The organism is Acinetobacter silvestris, assembly GCF_002135235.1.
GTDB lineage: Bacteria > Pseudomonadota > Gammaproteobacteria > Pseudomonadales > Moraxellaceae > Acinetobacter > Acinetobacter silvestris.
The window spans coordinates 521,742-538,975 of the sequence record NZ_NEGB01000002.1 but is presented as its reverse complement, the minus strand read 5'-3'; the positions used below and the strand labels follow the sequence as shown (position 1 = coordinate 538,975).

Below are 17,234 nucleotides of genomic sequence, written 5' to 3'. Positions count from 1 at the left end.
TTAAATTGTCTTTAATTTATTGATTGAGGCTGTTAGATGAAATTAATGCAACGGTATATGTTGTTGAGAAAAACGATTTCATTTGTATTTTATACGGCAAAATTATTTTTTTGCATAAAATTTGCGGTAAGCCCAATATATTAAAAAAATAAATACGAGACTTAATATCACATAACCGACTCGATTAAGAATTTCCTGCATTAGTGCAATGTTATTACCAAAATAATAACCAATACAAGCTAGAAACGTTGTCCAAATGATTGTTCCTAAAGCACTATAGGTCATAAATTTCCAGAAGGGCATGTGACTCATTCCCGCAGGAATACTGATGAGTGAACGTATAGCTGGAATCATTCGTCCAAAAAATACGATTCGATGCCCGTATGTTTCAAACCAATCTAAGGCTTTTTCTACATCTTTAGATTTGATCCAAAGAAATTTACCGTAGCGATCAATCCAGTTAAAAATTTTTTGATTTGGAATTTTGTGACCAATCCAATAGAGCAAAGCTGCTGCAATGAGTGATCCTAAACTGCCTGAAATAATAACACCTGAAAGCAGCAGTTGTCCTTTGGATGCGGTAAAGCCTGCTGAGGGCATTATGACCTCAGAGGGAATCGGTGGAAACACGTTGTCGAGGAACATTAGGATGGCAATCCCAAAGTAGCCTAGTTGTTCCATAATGGAAATAATCCAGTCAGTCATAGTTTCGATACATTATTTTTAGTCCTATCCTAAATTTAATAAAAAAGAATTACATCACTGATTTGTATATTTAATTTTATTACTCATTGTATGAATGATGCCTATGCTATTTAAAGTGGATGTAACATCTTTAAAATTATAGCGCCTAAATATAAACCAACTCCAAATAAAGCATGGGTAGATAAACTTTTTAGTCGAGCCTTATTCGATTGTGGGAGTTTTGATGCAGCTACACCAAAACCAAAACAGGGTTGCATAATTAAAAAAGGGAATATCACAGTGCTTAGTCCAAAAGTGAGTGCGGGCAGTAGTTGTGGATTGGCAAGCCATGATTTTCCGACCATTAAAATAAAAATAGCGCTAAATATTAATCCGATTAAATAATGACTGATCCAGCCTATTGCTTTTTCACCTTTTACAATAGGGGTTTGTAAGATGGTTTGATGGAAGGTCTTTCCTTTGAATAGATAGATAATCCATCTTCCGACAAATTTATAATCTAAAGATGGAATATTAAAGTAACGTTTTAAGCAGAATGAATAAAGATCAATCCACAGTGTGGCTAGGATAGCTATGATGAATATGGTGCTATAAAGTTCGATTGAAGTCATTTGAATATCACTAGAAGTACTTTAGATTGATCTACTTTACAAGTTGAAGTGAACTTCAAGTCAAGATGAATGAGCTAAGTATTGCAGAATTGGTCAAACGAACAGGCATTCCTAGTTCAACTATTCGCTATTATGAACATGAGGGATTGATTCGTTCGATTGGTCGTAAAGGGTTACAACGTATTTTTCAAGTTCAAGTTGTAGATCAATTATTATTAATTGGTTTGGGAAAGCAGGCTGGATTTACACTTAAACAATTACATAAAATGTTGCAGAATAAATCTCAACCTATTGATAAAAATAAACTTGAACAACGTGCTAGTGAAATTGATGCTCAAATACAGCAATTAGATGCATTGAGACAAAGTCTGCGTCACGTGGCTCAGTGTCAATATGAAAATCCTTTAGAGTGTAGTCAGTTTCAAAAGCTATTAAGAAATGCATCATTTGCACAAGCTGAAAATAAAAAAGCCATCAAGAATGATGGCAATTTAAATTGAAAATGGAGTTGCTTATAGGCGTTTGCGTTTAGCAGCAATAATTTGTGATTGACGCATACGGAAACCATCTTTTTGTTTATCCGTGGTTTTATCGATGCAGTAAACACATGAAACGCCATGTTCATAGCTTGGGAGTTCAACTTCGCTTGGTAGTAAAGGCCAACCACAGGCGTGACATTTAATGTTTTGACCTTCTTCTACACCATGGGTCACGGCAGTACGGCCATCAAATACGAAGCATTCACCTTCCCACATACTTTCTTCAGCAGGGGTTTCTTCTAGGTATTTTAAAATACCACCTTTAAGGTGATAAACCTCATTAAAGCCTTCTTGTAATAGTAGCGATGTTGATTTTTCACAACGGATTCCACCTGTACAGAACATGGCAATTTTTTTATCTTTATGTTGTTCCAAATTTTGCTTAACGTATTCTGGGAATTCGCGGAAAGTTTCAGTTTTAGGGTCAACTGCACCTTTAAAGGTACCTGCTTTGTATTCGTAATCATTACGAGTGTCGACTAAGATGACATCGTCACGTGCAATCAGTTCATTCCATTCTTTCGGATCAAGATAATGGCCGACTAAATCGCGTGGCTTTACTTCAACTCCAAGGGTAACAATTTCACTTTTGAGTTTGATTTTCATTTTACGGAATGGTTTATCATCACTGTGTGATTCTTTATATTCCATCGCATTAAAACCTTCATTGAGTAGGAAGGCTTGAATTTGATCAATTGATTTACGATCCCCAGCAACGGTTCCGTTAATGCCTTCACTTGCAACAATTAGAGTTCCACACAAATTTATGCTGTTCACTAAATCTAAAAGACGTTGTTGAAGATCGGTGGGATCTTGAACTTCTTTAAATTGATATAGCGCGGCAACAACCCAACTTGTGGTCGCTTGCTGTTCTACAGGTGCAAGCTGTTCTACAGTAGCGTTCATGGAATACTCCAAATGTATTATGATAGGACAAAATTCAAGGCGCGTATTTTAACGCGAATTTTGTAAATAAGCGAGAAAACCATAAAATAAATATGGTTTTGTGTGAGGGTTTTTGTTTTGAGTAATGATCGCCGAATACCATCTTTGACTCCATGTGCAGGACGTTGTTCTACGGTCTTTGGTGATGCGGTATGTCGTGGCTGCCGACGTTTTAACCATGAAGTCATTCATTGGAATACATACAATGCTGAGCAGCGCTTAGTGGTATGGAAGCGTTTGGATGCACAATTGGATCAAATTTTAGTTCCGATGTTACCTTTGGCCAATATAAAGCATGTAGAGGGCTTTATTCATGGAAAGAGGGTGCGGATATTGGAGAGCGCAAGTTGCGGTCGCAAGTTGTATCATGCTTTAAAATTATGTGAAAAAAATAAGCACTTAGCGGAAGAGAGTGGATTAGGTCTTAGCGCTCAACAAATTAAACCCATTTGGCAGGAGTTCGAGCGAAGAGTATTGGCTTTGGCAACTGCGAGTTATGATTTTGCTTTTTTACGTGCCGATGGGATGCGCCATCATTTATTGCGTATATTAGATGAAGATGAGTGAACTCATCAGTGAAAAGCCCCGACTTGCAATGGTAGGTTGGGGCTTTCACTTTTTGAATTAAAGATTATGCATTAAGCGATATTGTACAATTTCTTCAATCGTAATAACTGTTAAATGATGGGTTTGTGCATAAGCTAAAACTTGAATACCAGATGCCATCGTACCATCGACATTAGTCAATTCACATAGTACACCACTCGGTTTTAAACCTGCTAAACGCGCTAAATCAATGGTTCCTTCGGTATGTCCGCGACGTGCTAATACACCACCGGTGCGAGCGCGTAGAGGAAATACATGTCCTGGACGACTTAAATCAGTTGGAACTGCACCATCTTTGATAGCTGCTTGAATAGTGGTTACACGGTCTTGAGCGGAAACGCCTGTGGTGACACCCGCAGCAGCTTCAATGGTTACAGTAAATGCTGTTTTAAACTGACTAGAGTTATTGGTAATCATTGGAGGAAGTTCTAAATGATCGGCTAATTCTTCTGTTAGACATAAACAAACAATGCCTGAACCATCACGAATCATTCGTGCCATAGTTTCGACAGTTAGTGTCTCTGCCGCAACAATTAAATCGGCTTCATTTTCACGATCAAAATCATCCATTACCAAAACGGGTTTGCCTTGGCGGATGTCTTCTAAGGCTTGTTGAATGCGTTGTTCAGCAGGGGGAAGGGCTGAAAAGAAAATTTCGGGTTGAATTAAACTAGACATTGAAACGCTCGCGTAATAAAAAAGTACGATTGAACATTTCAGGACATGAGAAATAGTGGCGTTACAAAACAAATCCAAATGTTTTATTTACATTGGATATGTTGGGTGTGACGTCGTCTTCTTTCATCCGGACTATACCGTCGGCTTTGGTATCTCACCAAATCTGCGAATCAATACTCATTGAAATAAATTTCAGATTTATATGATAGGCTCGTGGGCTAATTAAATCATACTTGAAAAGTCTGTTTAACTTACCACCGGTGGGGAATTACACCCCGCCCTGAAGCGATGTAGTATTATTATAGACTTAACTTTCTCAATAAATCAGCCTCATTTTTAGAACCATCAGTTCTGTTAATCGCACTAATAATACTCAGTATGGTTTTATTGGGTTGGTTTATAGGTCTGTTTTATATTTTTAGAAAAAGTATTGAGTATGAAAACGATAAAATTAGATGGTTTATATAGTAAAAAACCCGCTAGCAGCGGGTTTTTTTGGATCTTGATTGTATTAGGCTACTTGAACGGGAATACAGTTCGCGGTGTGATTTACCGTATTGTTTGGATTTGCGTAAACTAAACGTGGTTTATGTGCATTGGCTTCAGCAATAGTGAAATCACCAAAGGTTGCAATAATAACCAAATCACCGACATCTGCTTGATGTGCAGCACCACCATTCACAGAGATAATCCCTGAATGCTCTTCACCACGAATCGCATAAGTTGTGAAACGTTTACCATTCGTAACGTTCCAAACATGGATTTCTTCGTATTCACGGATACCAGCTAAATCTAATAACACGCCATCAATAGCACAAGAACCTTCATAATGAAGTTCTGCTTGGGTGACTACTGCACGGTGAATTTTTGCTTTTAATAAACGAGATAGCATGGCTTGCGTCTCCTAGTTGTCCTAAGACAGTTATCTGTTAGTTAAACAATAACTTCTTTATTGGGGGATGCGTTAGAAAGCGCATTTTGCCCTCAAAATAGCATCAAGGCAAGAAAAATTGTTTAACAAAGATTAATTTTATGGTTCAAGGTTTATAGGCATTTATTTGATTCATTGCCTGTTGGATTTCACCATTGACCAATAATTTGATACGGCCTAAAGCATGATGAATTGCATCGTCCATAAGTGTTTGTTCACTTGTAGGCGCCTTGCTCAAGACATGACCAGATACGCGTTCTTTCGCGCCAGGATGTCCAATGCCAATGCGTAAACGATGAAAGTTTGCACCAAGATGTGGAACAATATCTTTTAAACCGTTATGTCCACCATGTCCACCACCTGATTTAAGGCGAATGACACCCGGGTTCATATCCAGTTCATCGTGAGCAATCAGCATTGCTTCAGGAGCAATTTGATAGAATTTTGCGAAGGGGACAACACTTTGACCAGAAAGGTTCATAAAGGTTGTGGGTAATAGCAGACGAACGTCTTGACCTTCGATATTACCGCGACCACTGATACCCTTATATTTGGGATCAGTTTTGAGTTGAATGCCATATTGTTGTGCAAGGCGTTCTACGAACCAGAAGCCTGCATTATGGCGGGTTTGGGCATATTCCGTTCCCGGATTACCCAAACCAACAATCAGTGAAAGTTTTGACACTAATTACACCATTAACACTTATGCGCGTTTAAAGTCAGCGTGCATAGGTGTGTTTTTTGCTGGGTGACGTTGTAAAGCTTGGATTTTAACGCTTTCAACTTTATCACCGATTTTGATTTCAACAACTTCTGCAAAGAAATCGTTGTTTTCTAAAGCTTTAACAAGTTCACGAAGTTCTAAAGTTACAGTTACTGGAGCAGCTTCGCCACCATAGATGATTGCTGGAACTTTAGCTTGAAGACGAAGGCGGCGGCTCGAACCTTTCCCTTGTACTGATTCGTCACGAGCTACTGCATTTAATACGAAGTTTGCCATGATGACATTTCCTCATTAAGATTTAAAATAAACTGAACCTTCGACCAGTTCAGTGATATAAAGCCCTGTTAAATAACAGGGCTTTGAAAATTTTGCGCTTTATAGATAAGAATCGAACATCGCGCTAATAGATTCTTCGTTGTTAATACGACGAATTGTTTCTGCAACCATACTTGCTACAGAAACTTGGCGAATCTTACCAAGTTCTAATGCTTCTTGTGACAATGGAATTGTGTCAGTAACGACAAGTTCATCGATCACAGAATTACGTAAGTTCTCTAACGCTTTACCCGATAAAACTGGGTGAGTTGCGTAAGCGATAACACGACGAGCACCAAAAGTTTTCAGTGCATCGGCAGCTTTACATAATGTACCTGCAGTATCCACCATATCGTCGACAATGACACAGTCACGGTCTTTAACATCGCCAATCAAATGCATCACTTGTGATTCATTTGCTTTCTGACGGCGTTTGTCGATAATTGCTAGATCAATATCACCCATTTGCTTGGCAACGGCACGTGCGCGAACTACACCACCAACGTCAGGTGAAACCACCATTAAGTTATGATGTTGTTGTTGACGAAGGTCAGCAAGTAAAACAGGAGTTCCGTAGATGTTATCTACAGGAATATCGAAGAAGCCTTGGATTTGGTCGGCGTGCAAGTCAATCATGACAACACGGTCAATTCCCACGGTTGTAAGCATATCTGCAACAACTTTAGCGGTAATTGGAACACGAGTTGAACGTGGTCGACGGTCTTGGCGCGCGTAACCAAAGTAAGGAATAACTGCAGTAATACGACCAGCACTTGCACGACGCAAAGCATCAGCCATAACGAGGATTTCCATAAGGTTATCATTCGTTGGGGCACAAGTGGGTTGTACTATAAAGACGTCTTTACCACGCACATTTTCAGTAATTTCGACAGTGATTTCACCATCAGAAAATTTACCGACAGCTGCTGCTCCTAACGGAATATGCAAATGGCTAACGACTTTTTGGGCGAATTGTGGATGCGCTGTTCCACTAAAAACGACAAGATTGGGCATGAAGCACCCTTGGCGGTTGAAATGTATAAAATTAGATGGCAGGGGCGGCTGGATTCGAACCAACGGATGCCGAGATCAAAACCCGGTGCCTTACCACTTGGCGACGCCCCTAATGCGGCAGAACTTTAATATCTTTATCGAAATTTGTCAAGGTAAATTAACAATTAACTGATAGGTTTGTTCTATCTTCTTGAAAAGTAATGGCAGGGGCGGCTGGATTCGAACCAACGGATGCCGAGATCAAAACCCGGTGCCTTACCACTTGGCGACGCCCCTAATTTGATGGTGTATTTAATGGCAGGGGCGGCTGGATTCGAACCAACGGATGCCGAGATCAAAACCCGGTGCCTTACCACTTGGCGACGCCCCTAAAATACACAATCTACAGATGAAAAATAATGGCAGGGGCGGCTGGATTCGAACCAACGGATACCGAGATCAAAACCCGGTGCCTTACCACTTGGCGACGCCCCTATCATATAACCCTGAAATGATTTAACGGTGACTCATTTAAACTATTCACAATGTAAGCTTTACAAGGTGAATGCGCTAAAATTTCATCAACATTCATATCAATGGTTACTTCAGTAAAAACACAAGCACCTGTACCTGTAAGTTTTGCGATACCGAACTGATCTAAGTATTGCATCGCTTCATCGACTTTAGGATATAAATTTTTTGCCAATGGCTCGAAGTCATTTCTAAAATCAGATGGCTTTATCTGATAGGCGCAAAATTTAGTAGGCTTCGTGTTTCTTGTCAATGTTTTTTGTGAAAAAAGCAATTGAGTGCTGATAAAACAATCAGGTTTTAGCACAATGTATTGTTTTTGATCTAAGTCTATGAATGTTAATTGTTCACCTATACCTTCTGCCCATGCATTTCGCCCATGGACAAAAATCGGTACATCTGCACCTAAGCTCAGACCTAATTCAGCTAATTGTTCAATAGATAAACCACAATGCCAGAGTTGATTGACTACAATCAGTGTGGTTGCAGCATTAGATGAACCTCCACCCAAACCTGCGCCCATCGGAATATTTTTCTGAATGTTGATTTTTAAACCAGTGGGTGCTTTTGCAAAGGGTTTTAAAATTTGAATCGCTTTATAAATCAGATTATTTTCTAAATCGACGCTGTTTAAACCATCAATTGAAATGTCGGTATTTTTTATTTGATCAAATCTTATCCAGTCAAATAAATCAATCAGCTGAAAAATAGTTTGTAGTTCGTGATAGCCATTTTCACGACGACCAGTAATATGCAAAAACAAATTGAGTTTTGCTGGAGAGGGGACTCGAATCATAGAAATTTAAACTTTTTAAAAAGTTAACGATTTTGAATAACCATTGTAATACGGTTTTCTTTACCAGCTTCAAGTTGCTGCTTTAAAATTAACTTGTTTGGTAAGGTGGCGTTATCATTATAACTTAAGTTTACAGTCCAACCATCTTCATCAATTTGAGAAATGCGTTGAGCTGAATCAGTTTGGATTTGAGAATTGCTTGTCGCAGGTCGGGCTTGAACCCAATCGACAATATGGGTAATGGGTGCAACCCAACCGGTAGCACGTTCCAACAATTCTTCGGGGGTTTCGGCTGTTATTAATCCAGTTTTTGAACTATTTAGGCTGACTTCGCCCGGTTTACCTATAATGATGGTTTTACCCAAACCTAAAATACCGTTGAATTGAATGTCAAAGTTTTCTTGATCTTGTACCCATGTATAGAAAGCACTACCAGATTGTTGAGGCGTTTTAACCCCAATTTTACCTTCCAAATTAAACTGATTGATTGGCTTTTGTGCAATATTTTGATTGGTCGGCATTTCAATTGTAGGTGTGCTTAGTACGGGTTTTACCACTTTTTGACAACCTGTAAAGCCTAAGCTTGCTGTGGCAGTGATCGCGAAAATAATTTTGCTCAATGCTTGCATAAAAATAGTTAACTCTTTTTAAGGTGTTGCGGTAACAATAACGAGTTTAATGGCTCTAATTGCGGATCATTGGGGTGATTTTGTTGTAATTGTTGTAACACATGACTAAATTCGGGTAGAGCACCTTGCATGTATAAAGATTTGGCATAACGCACCCCAATATTCACACTGTGACTAATTTCATAGGCTTTCGCTAAAGCCTTAGATGAAGTTTCAAAGTCATTTTGTAAAAAGCTAATATAGCCCAGCGTATCTAAAATTGAAGCTTGTTCTGGTGCATATTCTAAGGCATGTTCTACATAATTCCGCGCTTCATCTAAGCGTCTATTTTGCAAAGCTAAAGTATAAGCATAGGCGTTTAAATAGGTTGGGCTATTCGGTTCAAGTTGTAGTAGTTTTTTTAAAGCCTTATCTAGTTGATCACGGTCTTGAAATGGGTCGAGCAATAACACTCCTGAATATAAAATTTCAGGATCATCGGGTAGGTTTTTAACCGCCTCAGTGAGTAAGCGCAAAGCTGCTTTTTTATTGTTCATTTTTTTTAAAATTTCAGCCTGTGCTTGATATAAAAAACTCGCGTGTTGTGGGTAATTAACACGTTCCTGCGTTAAAAAACGTAAGGCATCATTGAGTTTTTGTTGTTGATCATAAATTGAAATTAAATTACGTCTAGAGACTGTATATAAATTGCCATCTACCAGTCGATAATAGGCTTTAGCTGTTTCAAAATGTTGTTTACGTTCTGCATTTACGGCAAGGTAAAAGTAGGCATCATTTTGATATTGTGCTGAATAGCGCAGTTCGACCAAGTACTGTTCAGCTTGATCGTATTTTTTTAAATCAATAGCCGTTAAGCCTGCAATGAATAAAGCTTCTTCTGCATCTGGCCATGTTTTAATGATTTTTTTAAGCTTATCAAGTGCAATTTCAGGCTGATTGATTTTGATCAGATACCGAACTTCAGCTAAGTGAATATCTAAATTATATTTGTGCTTTTTGCTGCTGTTTTCAAACCAGTCTATTGTTGCTTGTTCATCGCCTAAAGCCATTAATAGGTTGGCTTTCATTAGGATAAAACCTGTGGTTTTTGGACGCTTTCGGAGTGCTTTATTGACTGTTTTTAAAGCCAATTCAATTTCATTATTCTGTGCCTCTAAACCTGCAATCAGAATAAGTACAGAGGGATTTTCTTTTTCTTTACTGGCACGCAATGTCTTAAGTAAGTTGTGTCGATCTTTTTCAGATTCTGGCGCAATCCCTTCTAGAATTTTTTCTAAATCGGCATTTGGATCGATGGTAAGAATGCTATCCAGAGTTTCAGCAGCCAATTCATATTCATGCGTTTTTAATGCGATGTGTGCTAAATAGAATTTTGCAGGGATATCTTCTGGTTCTTGTACGACCCAATGTGTCGCAATATCTAGGGCGGCTTTTAAATCATTCTGTTCAATCGCAACATTGAGCGCACGTTGCTTGACTGTGGTCGAATCGCTGCGGATTGCCAGTACCGTATAATTATGTAAAGCCGTTGCTGTATCATGATAGGCTAAGGCAAACTCAGCGATCATACTCTGTTTTATAGCTTCAGTATTATATTTTGTATGATATATTTCTCCAGATGCTCTAATATGAGCACTAGACGCGATGCTACCCATCAATAAGAATGTGGTAGAATATTGCTTTATATTCATGCCGTTTATTCGGCTGTTTGTTTGACACAATTTCTCTTGATCCAAGTAATGCTTTTTATGACACCGTTATTGCACAATAGCATAAATTTAGCGAAATGATGATCTGATATGTCTTTCTTTGCATTAGGTGTCAATCATCAAACTGCCTCTGTAGAGCTACGTGAGCAAGTTGCTTTTAATCCTGAACGTTTAAAGGATTTACTTGCAGTACAGCATCAGCATCAATTTTTAAATGATATGGTGGTAGTTTCTACATGTAATCGTACTGAAGTCTATGCCATGGCAGAGAATGCTGAAATGGTATTAGATTGGCTCGCCCAAACCAATGGTATTGATGTAAAACAATTGTCAAAACATGTGTACCGTTATGAGGATGCACATGCAGTTTCACATTTGATGCGCGTTGCCAGTGGGCTAGACTCCTTAATGCTTGGTGAGCCACAGATTTTAGGTCAAGTCAAAACAGCCCTTTCTTTAGCTAAAGATGCCGAAGTTGTTTCACAAAATTTAAATCAAATTTTTGAATATGCATTTTATGCAGCGAAAAGGGTTCGTTCTGAAACTGCAGTGGGTAGTCATGCGGTATCGATGGGCTATTCAGTCGCACAATTGGCCTTACAAGTCTTTAGTCAGCCTGAAAAACTAACCGTAATGGTGGTTGCTGCAGGAGAAATGAACAGTCTTGTAGCAAAGCATTTGGCTGAAATGGGCGTGGCTAAAATTCTGATTTGTAACCGTGGACAAGAACGGGCTGACTTACTCGCACAAGAAATCAATGAGCGTGTTGCGGTTGAGGTGATTCCTTTTACTGAGCTTGCACAACATTTGCATCGTGCAGATGTTATTTCGAGTTGTACTGGGAGTTTACATCAGGTTATTTCATTTATAGATGTGAAAACGGCGCTGAAAAAACGTCGTTATAAACAAATGCTGATGGTTGATTTGGCTGTACCGCGTGACATTGATCCAAAAGTAGAAACCTTAGATGGTGTTTACCTTTACGGTGTGGATGACCTGCAAAGTGTCATTGATGAAAATTTGGCACAGCGTAGACAAGCTGCGGTAGAAGCTGAAGTGATGGTCAATCAGCTGGTCACACAGTTAATTACACAACAAAAAGTGCATGAAGCGGGTGGGACGATTAGTCATTACCGTGAGCAAGGCGAACAGCTAAGCCATGTCGAGTTGGCATTCGCATTGGAGCATTTAAAAGCCGGTGAAAACCCTGAAAAAGTATTAGAAAATTTTGCACATCGACTGACGCAGAAACTTTTACATCCAACGTCTATGTTATTACGGAATGCTGCCCAACACGACGATCCTTCACACTTTGAATGGTTACAGGAAAATTTAGATGAAATTTTCCAAAATCAACGTAAGCCCAAACAACATTAATCTCCTTTTTCTTTAGCTATGAATGAGTTTTAAACTAATTTTTTTGGTTAGCTCGTTCAGCTGTTGTCTTAAATTACGCGATTCAATTAGTGATTGTGGTGCTTTGAGTTTATCTTTGAGATACTTTTCTTGTAAGGCTAAACTGTATTCCGACGCTAATTTGTCAGCCATTTCAGGGGCGTGGGTGAGTGTTTGAATATTGGTACGCTGCATAATTTCTGCAAGTTCTAAATGATATGCACTACATGCACCTAAAATATAATAAGTAGCTAATTCTTGATTATCTGGTAGTTCATCAAAAATTTTGTCAAAAGTGGCTAGAACTTGTGCCAACAGTTCATGTGGTTGAATAAAGGCACGTAACACTTCAAAGTGAATATATAAGAAGGGGTGGTGCATTAAAATGGCCACTGCAAAATCTTCATCTTTGGTGCGAATGTTAAAAGAGAGTGAAGCATCTAAATTGACTTGTGGTTGCCATTTTTTATTAAACCCCAGTTTTTCTCTAAAAAATTGACGTAACAGATAACGATATGAACCGAGCTTGGGTAATAATTCGGTTAGTTGATTCAGTTCAGCCATCACCTGACTTTTACCTTCGGGTGTGGTGATGTCATATTGTTGGCTTAGGAGTGCAAAGACAAAATCTGAAAGTAACGGTGCTTGTTGCCACTCTCTGTGGAAGGTTTCAATACCTTCTTTACGGATGAGAGAGTCGGGATCATGTTCTTTAGGCATGACAAAAAACTTGAGTTCGCGACCATCATTTAATAATGGCAGTGCAATTTCTAAAGTTCGACGTGCCGCTTTTTGGCCTGCGGCATCCCCATCAAAGGCGATGGTAATTTGATTGTTTTGTTTAAATAGAATATTTAAATGTTCGGTGTTGCTTGCAGTTCCTAGCGTTGCGACTGCCCCTGAAATGCCATATTGCTGAAGTGCAATGACATCCATATAACCTTCAACCATCAGCCAATTTTGCGCTTTTTGTTTGCGTCCTTCGTAAAGACCATAGAGTAGTTGGTTTTTATGAAAAACTTCAGAGTCAGGTGAGTTGATGTATTTGGGTTTGATTTCATCATTTAAAGCACGACCACCAAAACCGACAATACGTCCTTTCGGATCTCGAATCGGGAAAATGACACGCTCTCGTAATAAATCGAAGTCACGACCATTGTCACTGGAGCGAATTAAACCGACCAGTTTTAAACCTTCAATATCTTGTGGAAAGGCTTTTTCTAAGTGTTGCCAGTCCTCGGGTGCATAGCCTAAACGCCAGAACTGAATGGTTTCTGCGCTGAGTCCACGTTTTTTAAAATATTGTTGGGCACTCTTACTTTGTGGTAATTGCCGTTCGTAGAACTGCGCTACATTTTCTAGCAGATCGTATAGGTTTCCATCTTGAGTGATGGGTTGTTGCGGAACTTCAAAATCGTATTGAGCTGGATCAAAATCTGGATAATTTTGAAAAGCTTCAAAAGGATCCGTTGGAATGGTAATGGCGGATTCAACATCAGAGGATTGCGGTACTGATGGGGGAAGAGTCGTTGCTGTAGCCGTAACTTTTGGTATTTCTCGTTTATAGGAAAGCCGCTTATGATCTTGATTATCTTGGGGTAGCTCAATGCCTGTTTGGCTGGATAAATCTTTGATGACATCAATAAAATTTCGACTTTCAAGATCCATTAAAAAGCGAATAGCATTACCATTAGCTTGACAACCAAAGCAGTGAAAGTATTGTTTATCCCGATAAACATGGAATGATGGCGATTTTTCCTGATGAAATGGGCAGCAACCTGAGTAGGTACGTCCTGTCTTTTTCAATTTCACACGTTGACCAATTAAATCGACAATATCTGTCCGATCTAAAATTTGATCTATCGTATGCTGTGGAATTGCCATAAAAGAAGCCAGACTTAAACTTGAGAAATTAAAGTGCTCAGTTTAACGTAGATTTGATTTTAAAAATATCAAAGCATAAAAAAGACGGGTAAAAACCCATCTTTTTTATGCTATTCAATACAATTTTATTTGTTGCGCTGACTATCGTTTAAGCTTTCATTTACAGGGGTATAGTCACCTGAAGTGGGTTGCTGTCCTGATTTATCTAGTAAGCCGAAACTCATTCGGTTTAACCAGCTATGTTCAGTTGCTGATGACTTTTCTTGTACCGTAGATTCTTGAGTTTCAGTGGTTTCTTGACGACCTAAAACACCGAGAGTAGCACGATTCAACCAACTGCCTTCTTTACGTGCAGCGCGTAAATTTACTTCACCATTTGCTTTTACAAGCTGTGGATAGTTAAGTTTCAGTACATTGATATATTGTTGAGCCGTCGCTGTGTCCCCGAGTTGACCATACGCATAAGCCATGGTTGCTAATGCTTCAGGGATTTGTGGCGATTGAGGATAATGCTCAACAACCCATTGTGAGCGTTCAATCGCAGCTAACCAAGCTTGGCGTTTAATGTTAAAACGAGCAGCATTCATTTCACTTTCAGCTAATTCTTGACCAATAAATTTCATTCGTTGCGCAGCATCTACAGCATATTGGCTACTTGGATAACGGCGAATAAAATCAACAAAATTTTGATAAGAAACTTTTAAATAACCGACATCACGATGCGCTTGTTTTAATGAGGTGTAGCGCATTAAGTTGTCATAGTTTTGTTCCATATTCGCCACACCACGAATATAGTAGGCATAGTCTGCATTTGGGTGTTGTGGATTTAGACGAATAAAACGATCTGCAAGGGCAATAGTACCCTCATAATCTTTTTGTTTAAATTTAGCGTAGAGTAATTCTAATTGGGCCTGTTGGGCATAATTACCTGTTGGATAATAGGTATCAATATCTTCTAGTGATTTTGCTGCATCGCCATATTGTCCACGATCCAATGCTTTTTGGGCCTTATCGAAATAAATTTGCTCACTGGATTTTGGCCCAGTATCAATAATTTCTTTCTTCGGATTGCTGCTACAGCCCACTAAAGCCGTTGCTAAACCTAAGGATAATGCAAGCATTGTAACTTTATAATGTGGTAGCGACATAAAAATTCCTCTGTTTATACGGGCAATAGGCTACAATTGCGCTATTAAACCACTTTTGTCCGAATGAGCAAATGACTTCAGCACAATCTTCTAATTCTAATGTCCCAGAAAATGATTTCAATTTACTTGAAGATTCTGAGGATGCAGATAATCATACTTCTGCCTCAACTGCAACACGTTTATCGTTGCAATTTCAACTGGATGAAAGCTATTTAGGGCAACGAATTGACCAAGTTGCAGCCACAGTTTGGAGTGATTTTTCACGTGAAAAACTGAAACAGTGGATGCAAGCTGGTCATTTGTTGGTGAATGGTAACATTGTTAAGCCAAAGTACAAATGTGATGGTTCAGAGCATTTGACTTTGGATGTAGAGCTAGAAGCTCAAACTACAGCACAGCCTGAAAATATTCCTTTAGATATTGTTTATGAAGATGATGATATTCTCATCATCAATAAACATGTTGGAATGGTTGTGCACCCTGGCGCAGGCAATCCAAACGGAACCTTGGTAAATGCGCTCTTGTATCATCATCCAAAATCGGCGGAATTATCTCGAGCAGGTCTAGTACATCGTATTGATAAAGACACCAGTGGCTTATTGGTGGTTGCGAAAACTTTGGAAGCACAGTTTTCTTTAAGCAAGCAGCTTGCTAAGAAATCAGTTTATCGTATTTATGATGCGATCACTTATGGCACGATCATTGCCGGTGGAACGATTGATGAGCCGATTAAACGCCATCCAGTTGATCGTATCAAAATGGCAGTATTACCCGGCGGACGTGATGCGGTAACGCATTATAATGTTAAGGAACGCTTCCAAAACTTTACTCGAGTACAGGCGCAACTTGAAACGGGGCGTACCCATCAAATTCGAGTGCATTTTATGTATCTTGGCTATCCTTTATTGGGTGATTCTGTTTATGTAGGGCGGATTCGTATACCTGCAGGTGCTTCTGAGACCTTAACCGAGGCATTAAGAGGCTTTAAACGTCAAGCTTTACATGCGTCTAAATTGGGCTTAGTCCATCCACGTACTGGCGAAGAAATGATGTTTGAAGCACCTTGGGCAGAAGACTTTGCTGCTTTGGTAGAAGTGCTGCGTAAAGAAAATAAAGCGTATTAATATTTGATGTACTGAGGAGTAGATTCAGTATGATGGAGTTAGATCCTATTTAAAAATAAAATTTATTTTAAATAGGATTCTCCATATTAGGTATACGTTGCTATTGATGTGGGTAATTTAGCTATCAACATAAAATTTTGCTCAATAGTCGTAAAGTCTGTTGCTAGTCTAATTCAAGCTTTTGATTTTGAAGTATCAGGGAGAGTGTAATCACATGCAATTCGTTCAGGGTTTACCTCAAGGAATCTATGTGGGGCAAACCCATATTCAACATCCGAAGGCCTTGCTATCCGCGCTACCTGAATTGCAGGGCTTCAATCTAGCATTGCATGTACAAGACGACCCACAACGTGTGCAAAAACATCGTATGATTTTATTGGATGAGTTTGCCACTTATGGCGTCAATAAAATGACTTGGATGACACAAACTCACAGCACCATTTGTCATACTGTGAATGAAGAAATTCCATTTGCAGCATTAGAAGGGGATGGTCTGGTTACGCAGCGTAAAGCGCATGCCTTGATGATGATGACTGCCGATTGCTTACCGATTGTTTTGGGTAATGCTCAAGGGAGTGAAATTGCCAATTTACATGCAGGTTGGCGAGGCTTGGCACAAGGTATTGTTGAAAATACCATTGCTGAAATGCAGTCTCAGCCGACGTGGGCATGGTTGGGTGCGGCAATTAGTCAGCCGAACTTTGAAATTGGTGCAGAAGTAAAATTGGCTTTTTGTGGTCAATATCCAGAATTAGATAGTGCTTTTCAAGTCGGCGAGCAAGTGGGCAAGTTTTATGCTGACCTGTATGCCATTGCACGTTATATCTTGAAACAGCACGGGGTCGAAACTGTACTTGGTGGCGACCAGTGTAGTTATAGACAAGTGGACGAATATTTTTCCTATCGCCGTGAAGCAAAAACGGGACGCATGGCAACATTCGTGTTTATGGCTTGAAACTGTTAAACTTCAT

The 17,234-nt window shown here is 39.2% G+C and carries 18 protein-coding genes, 4 tRNA genes and 1 riboswitch; of the genes, 5 read left to right on the top strand and 17 right to left on the bottom strand.

Annotated features, from left to right (window positions below; translation table 11 throughout):
• Positions 1–102: 102 nt before the first annotated feature.
• Positions 103–705 carry a DedA family protein gene (locus B9T28_RS05780; RefSeq protein WP_252053498.1) on the bottom strand — a complete coding sequence of 201 codons (603 nt, stop codon included), beginning with the start codon at positions 703–705 and terminating at the stop codon, positions 103–105.
• A gap of 110 nt (positions 706–815) precedes the next feature.
• Entirely contained in the window at positions 816–1,316 is a 501-nt protein-coding gene (locus B9T28_RS05775) for a DUF2938 domain-containing protein (RefSeq protein ID WP_086202981.1), read from the bottom strand.
• 65 nt (positions 1,317–1,381) lie between these two features.
• Between B9T28_RS05775 and B9T28_RS05770 the strand changes: the two genes are divergently transcribed.
• Positions 1,382–1,816: a helix-turn-helix domain-containing protein gene (locus B9T28_RS05770; RefSeq protein ID WP_086202980.1), complete on the top strand. Its 435-nt coding sequence runs from the start codon at positions 1,382–1,384 to the stop codon at positions 1,814–1,816.
• A 12-nt stretch (positions 1,817–1,828) separates the two neighbouring features.
• Here B9T28_RS05770 and trhO read toward each other — a convergent pair whose 3' ends face one another.
• Positions 1,829–2,761, bottom strand: coding sequence for an oxygen-dependent tRNA uridine(34) hydroxylase TrhO (trhO, locus tag B9T28_RS05765; RefSeq protein ID WP_086202979.1), 933 nt, complete (start codon positions 2,759–2,761; stop codon positions 1,829–1,831).
• Positions 2,762–2,878: 117 nt separating this feature from the next.
• Between trhO and B9T28_RS05760 the strand changes: the two genes are divergently transcribed.
• Entirely contained in the window at positions 2,879–3,367 is a 489-nt protein-coding gene (locus tag B9T28_RS05760) for a DUF1289 domain-containing protein (RefSeq protein ID WP_086202978.1), read from the top strand.
• 57 nt (positions 3,368–3,424) lie between these two features.
• On the opposite strand, the gene ribB is transcribed toward B9T28_RS05760, so the two are convergent.
• From ribB to B9T28_RS05700, 12 genes are all read right to left on the bottom strand, one after another.
• Positions 3,425–4,084 (bottom strand): 3,4-dihydroxy-2-butanone-4-phosphate synthase, encoded by a 660-nt coding sequence (gene ribB / locus B9T28_RS05755; protein WP_086202977.1) that lies wholly within the window; start codon positions 4,082–4,084, stop codon positions 3,425–3,427.
• A gap of 111 nt (positions 4,085–4,195) precedes the next feature.
• Positions 4,196–4,375, bottom strand: a riboswitch (FMN riboswitch).
• 220 nt (positions 4,376–4,595) lie between these two features.
• Complete coding sequence (panD, locus tag B9T28_RS05750) at positions 4,596–4,976, bottom strand: aspartate 1-decarboxylase (protein WP_086202976.1); 381 nt, start codon at positions 4,974–4,976, stop codon at positions 4,596–4,598.
• Positions 4,977–5,121: 145 nt separating this feature from the next.
• Positions 5,122–5,700, bottom strand: coding sequence for an aminoacyl-tRNA hydrolase (pth, locus tag B9T28_RS05745; protein WP_086202975.1), 579 nt, complete (start codon positions 5,698–5,700; stop codon positions 5,122–5,124).
• Positions 5,701–5,718: 18 nt separating this feature from the next.
• On the bottom strand, positions 5,719–6,015 hold the full coding sequence (gene rplY, locus B9T28_RS05740; protein WP_086202974.1) for a 50S ribosomal protein L25: 297 nt from the start codon (positions 6,013–6,015) through the stop codon (positions 5,719–5,721).
• A 99-nt stretch (positions 6,016–6,114) separates the two neighbouring features.
• Entirely contained in the window at positions 6,115–7,068 is a 954-nt protein-coding gene (locus B9T28_RS05735; RefSeq protein WP_086202973.1) for a ribose-phosphate pyrophosphokinase, read from the bottom strand.
• Positions 7,069–7,104: 36 nt separating this feature from the next.
• Positions 7,105–7,179 (bottom strand) — tRNA-Gln (locus B9T28_RS05730).
• A 90-nt stretch (positions 7,180–7,269) separates the two neighbouring features.
• Positions 7,270–7,344 (bottom strand) — tRNA-Gln (locus B9T28_RS05725).
• 19 nt (positions 7,345–7,363) lie between these two features.
• Positions 7,364–7,438, bottom strand: a tRNA-Gln gene (locus B9T28_RS05720).
• 29 nt (positions 7,439–7,467) lie between these two features.
• Positions 7,468–7,542 (bottom strand) — tRNA-Gln (locus tag B9T28_RS05715).
• Position 7,543: 1 nt separating this feature from the next.
• Complete coding sequence (gene ispE / locus B9T28_RS05710; RefSeq protein ID WP_086202972.1) at positions 7,544–8,374, bottom strand: 4-(cytidine 5'-diphospho)-2-C-methyl-D-erythritol kinase; 831 nt, start codon at positions 8,372–8,374, stop codon at positions 7,544–7,546.
• Positions 8,375–8,397: 23 nt separating this feature from the next.
• On the bottom strand, positions 8,398–9,003 hold the full coding sequence (lolB, locus tag B9T28_RS05705) for a lipoprotein insertase outer membrane protein LolB (protein WP_086202971.1): 606 nt from the start codon (positions 9,001–9,003) through the stop codon (positions 8,398–8,400).
• Between the two features lie 8 nt (positions 9,004–9,011).
• Entirely contained in the window at positions 9,012–10,724 is a 1,713-nt protein-coding gene (locus tag B9T28_RS05700; protein WP_213032967.1) for a tetratricopeptide repeat protein, read from the bottom strand.
• A gap of 78 nt (positions 10,725–10,802) precedes the next feature.
• On the opposite strand from B9T28_RS05700, the gene hemA reads away from it, so the two are divergent.
• The gene (hemA, locus tag B9T28_RS05695) at positions 10,803–12,089 is read left to right on the top strand and encodes a glutamyl-tRNA reductase (protein WP_086202969.1); all 1,287 of its coding nucleotides are present in this window, start codon (positions 10,803–10,805) and stop codon (positions 12,087–12,089) included.
• Between the two features lie 12 nt (positions 12,090–12,101).
• Here the strand turns inward: hemA and B9T28_RS05690 are convergent, their stop codons facing one another.
• Positions 12,102–13,991 (bottom strand): DNA primase, encoded by a 1,890-nt coding sequence (locus B9T28_RS05690; protein ID WP_086202968.1) that lies wholly within the window; start codon positions 13,989–13,991, stop codon positions 12,102–12,104.
• Positions 13,992–14,116: 125 nt separating this feature from the next.
• Positions 14,117–15,139, bottom strand: coding sequence for an outer membrane protein assembly factor BamD (locus tag B9T28_RS05685; RefSeq protein WP_086202967.1), 1,023 nt, complete (start codon positions 15,137–15,139; stop codon positions 14,117–14,119).
• Positions 15,140–15,210: 71 nt separating this feature from the next.
• On the opposite strand from B9T28_RS05685, the gene rluD reads away from it, so the two are divergent.
• Entirely contained in the window at positions 15,211–16,263 is a 1,053-nt protein-coding gene (gene rluD, locus B9T28_RS05680; protein WP_086202966.1) for a 23S rRNA pseudouridine(1911/1915/1917) synthase RluD, read from the top strand.
• Between the two features lie 214 nt (positions 16,264–16,477).
• Entirely contained in the window at positions 16,478–17,218 is a 741-nt protein-coding gene (gene pgeF / locus B9T28_RS05675) for a peptidoglycan editing factor PgeF (protein WP_086202965.1), read from the top strand.
• Positions 17,219–17,234 lie beyond the last annotated feature (16 nt).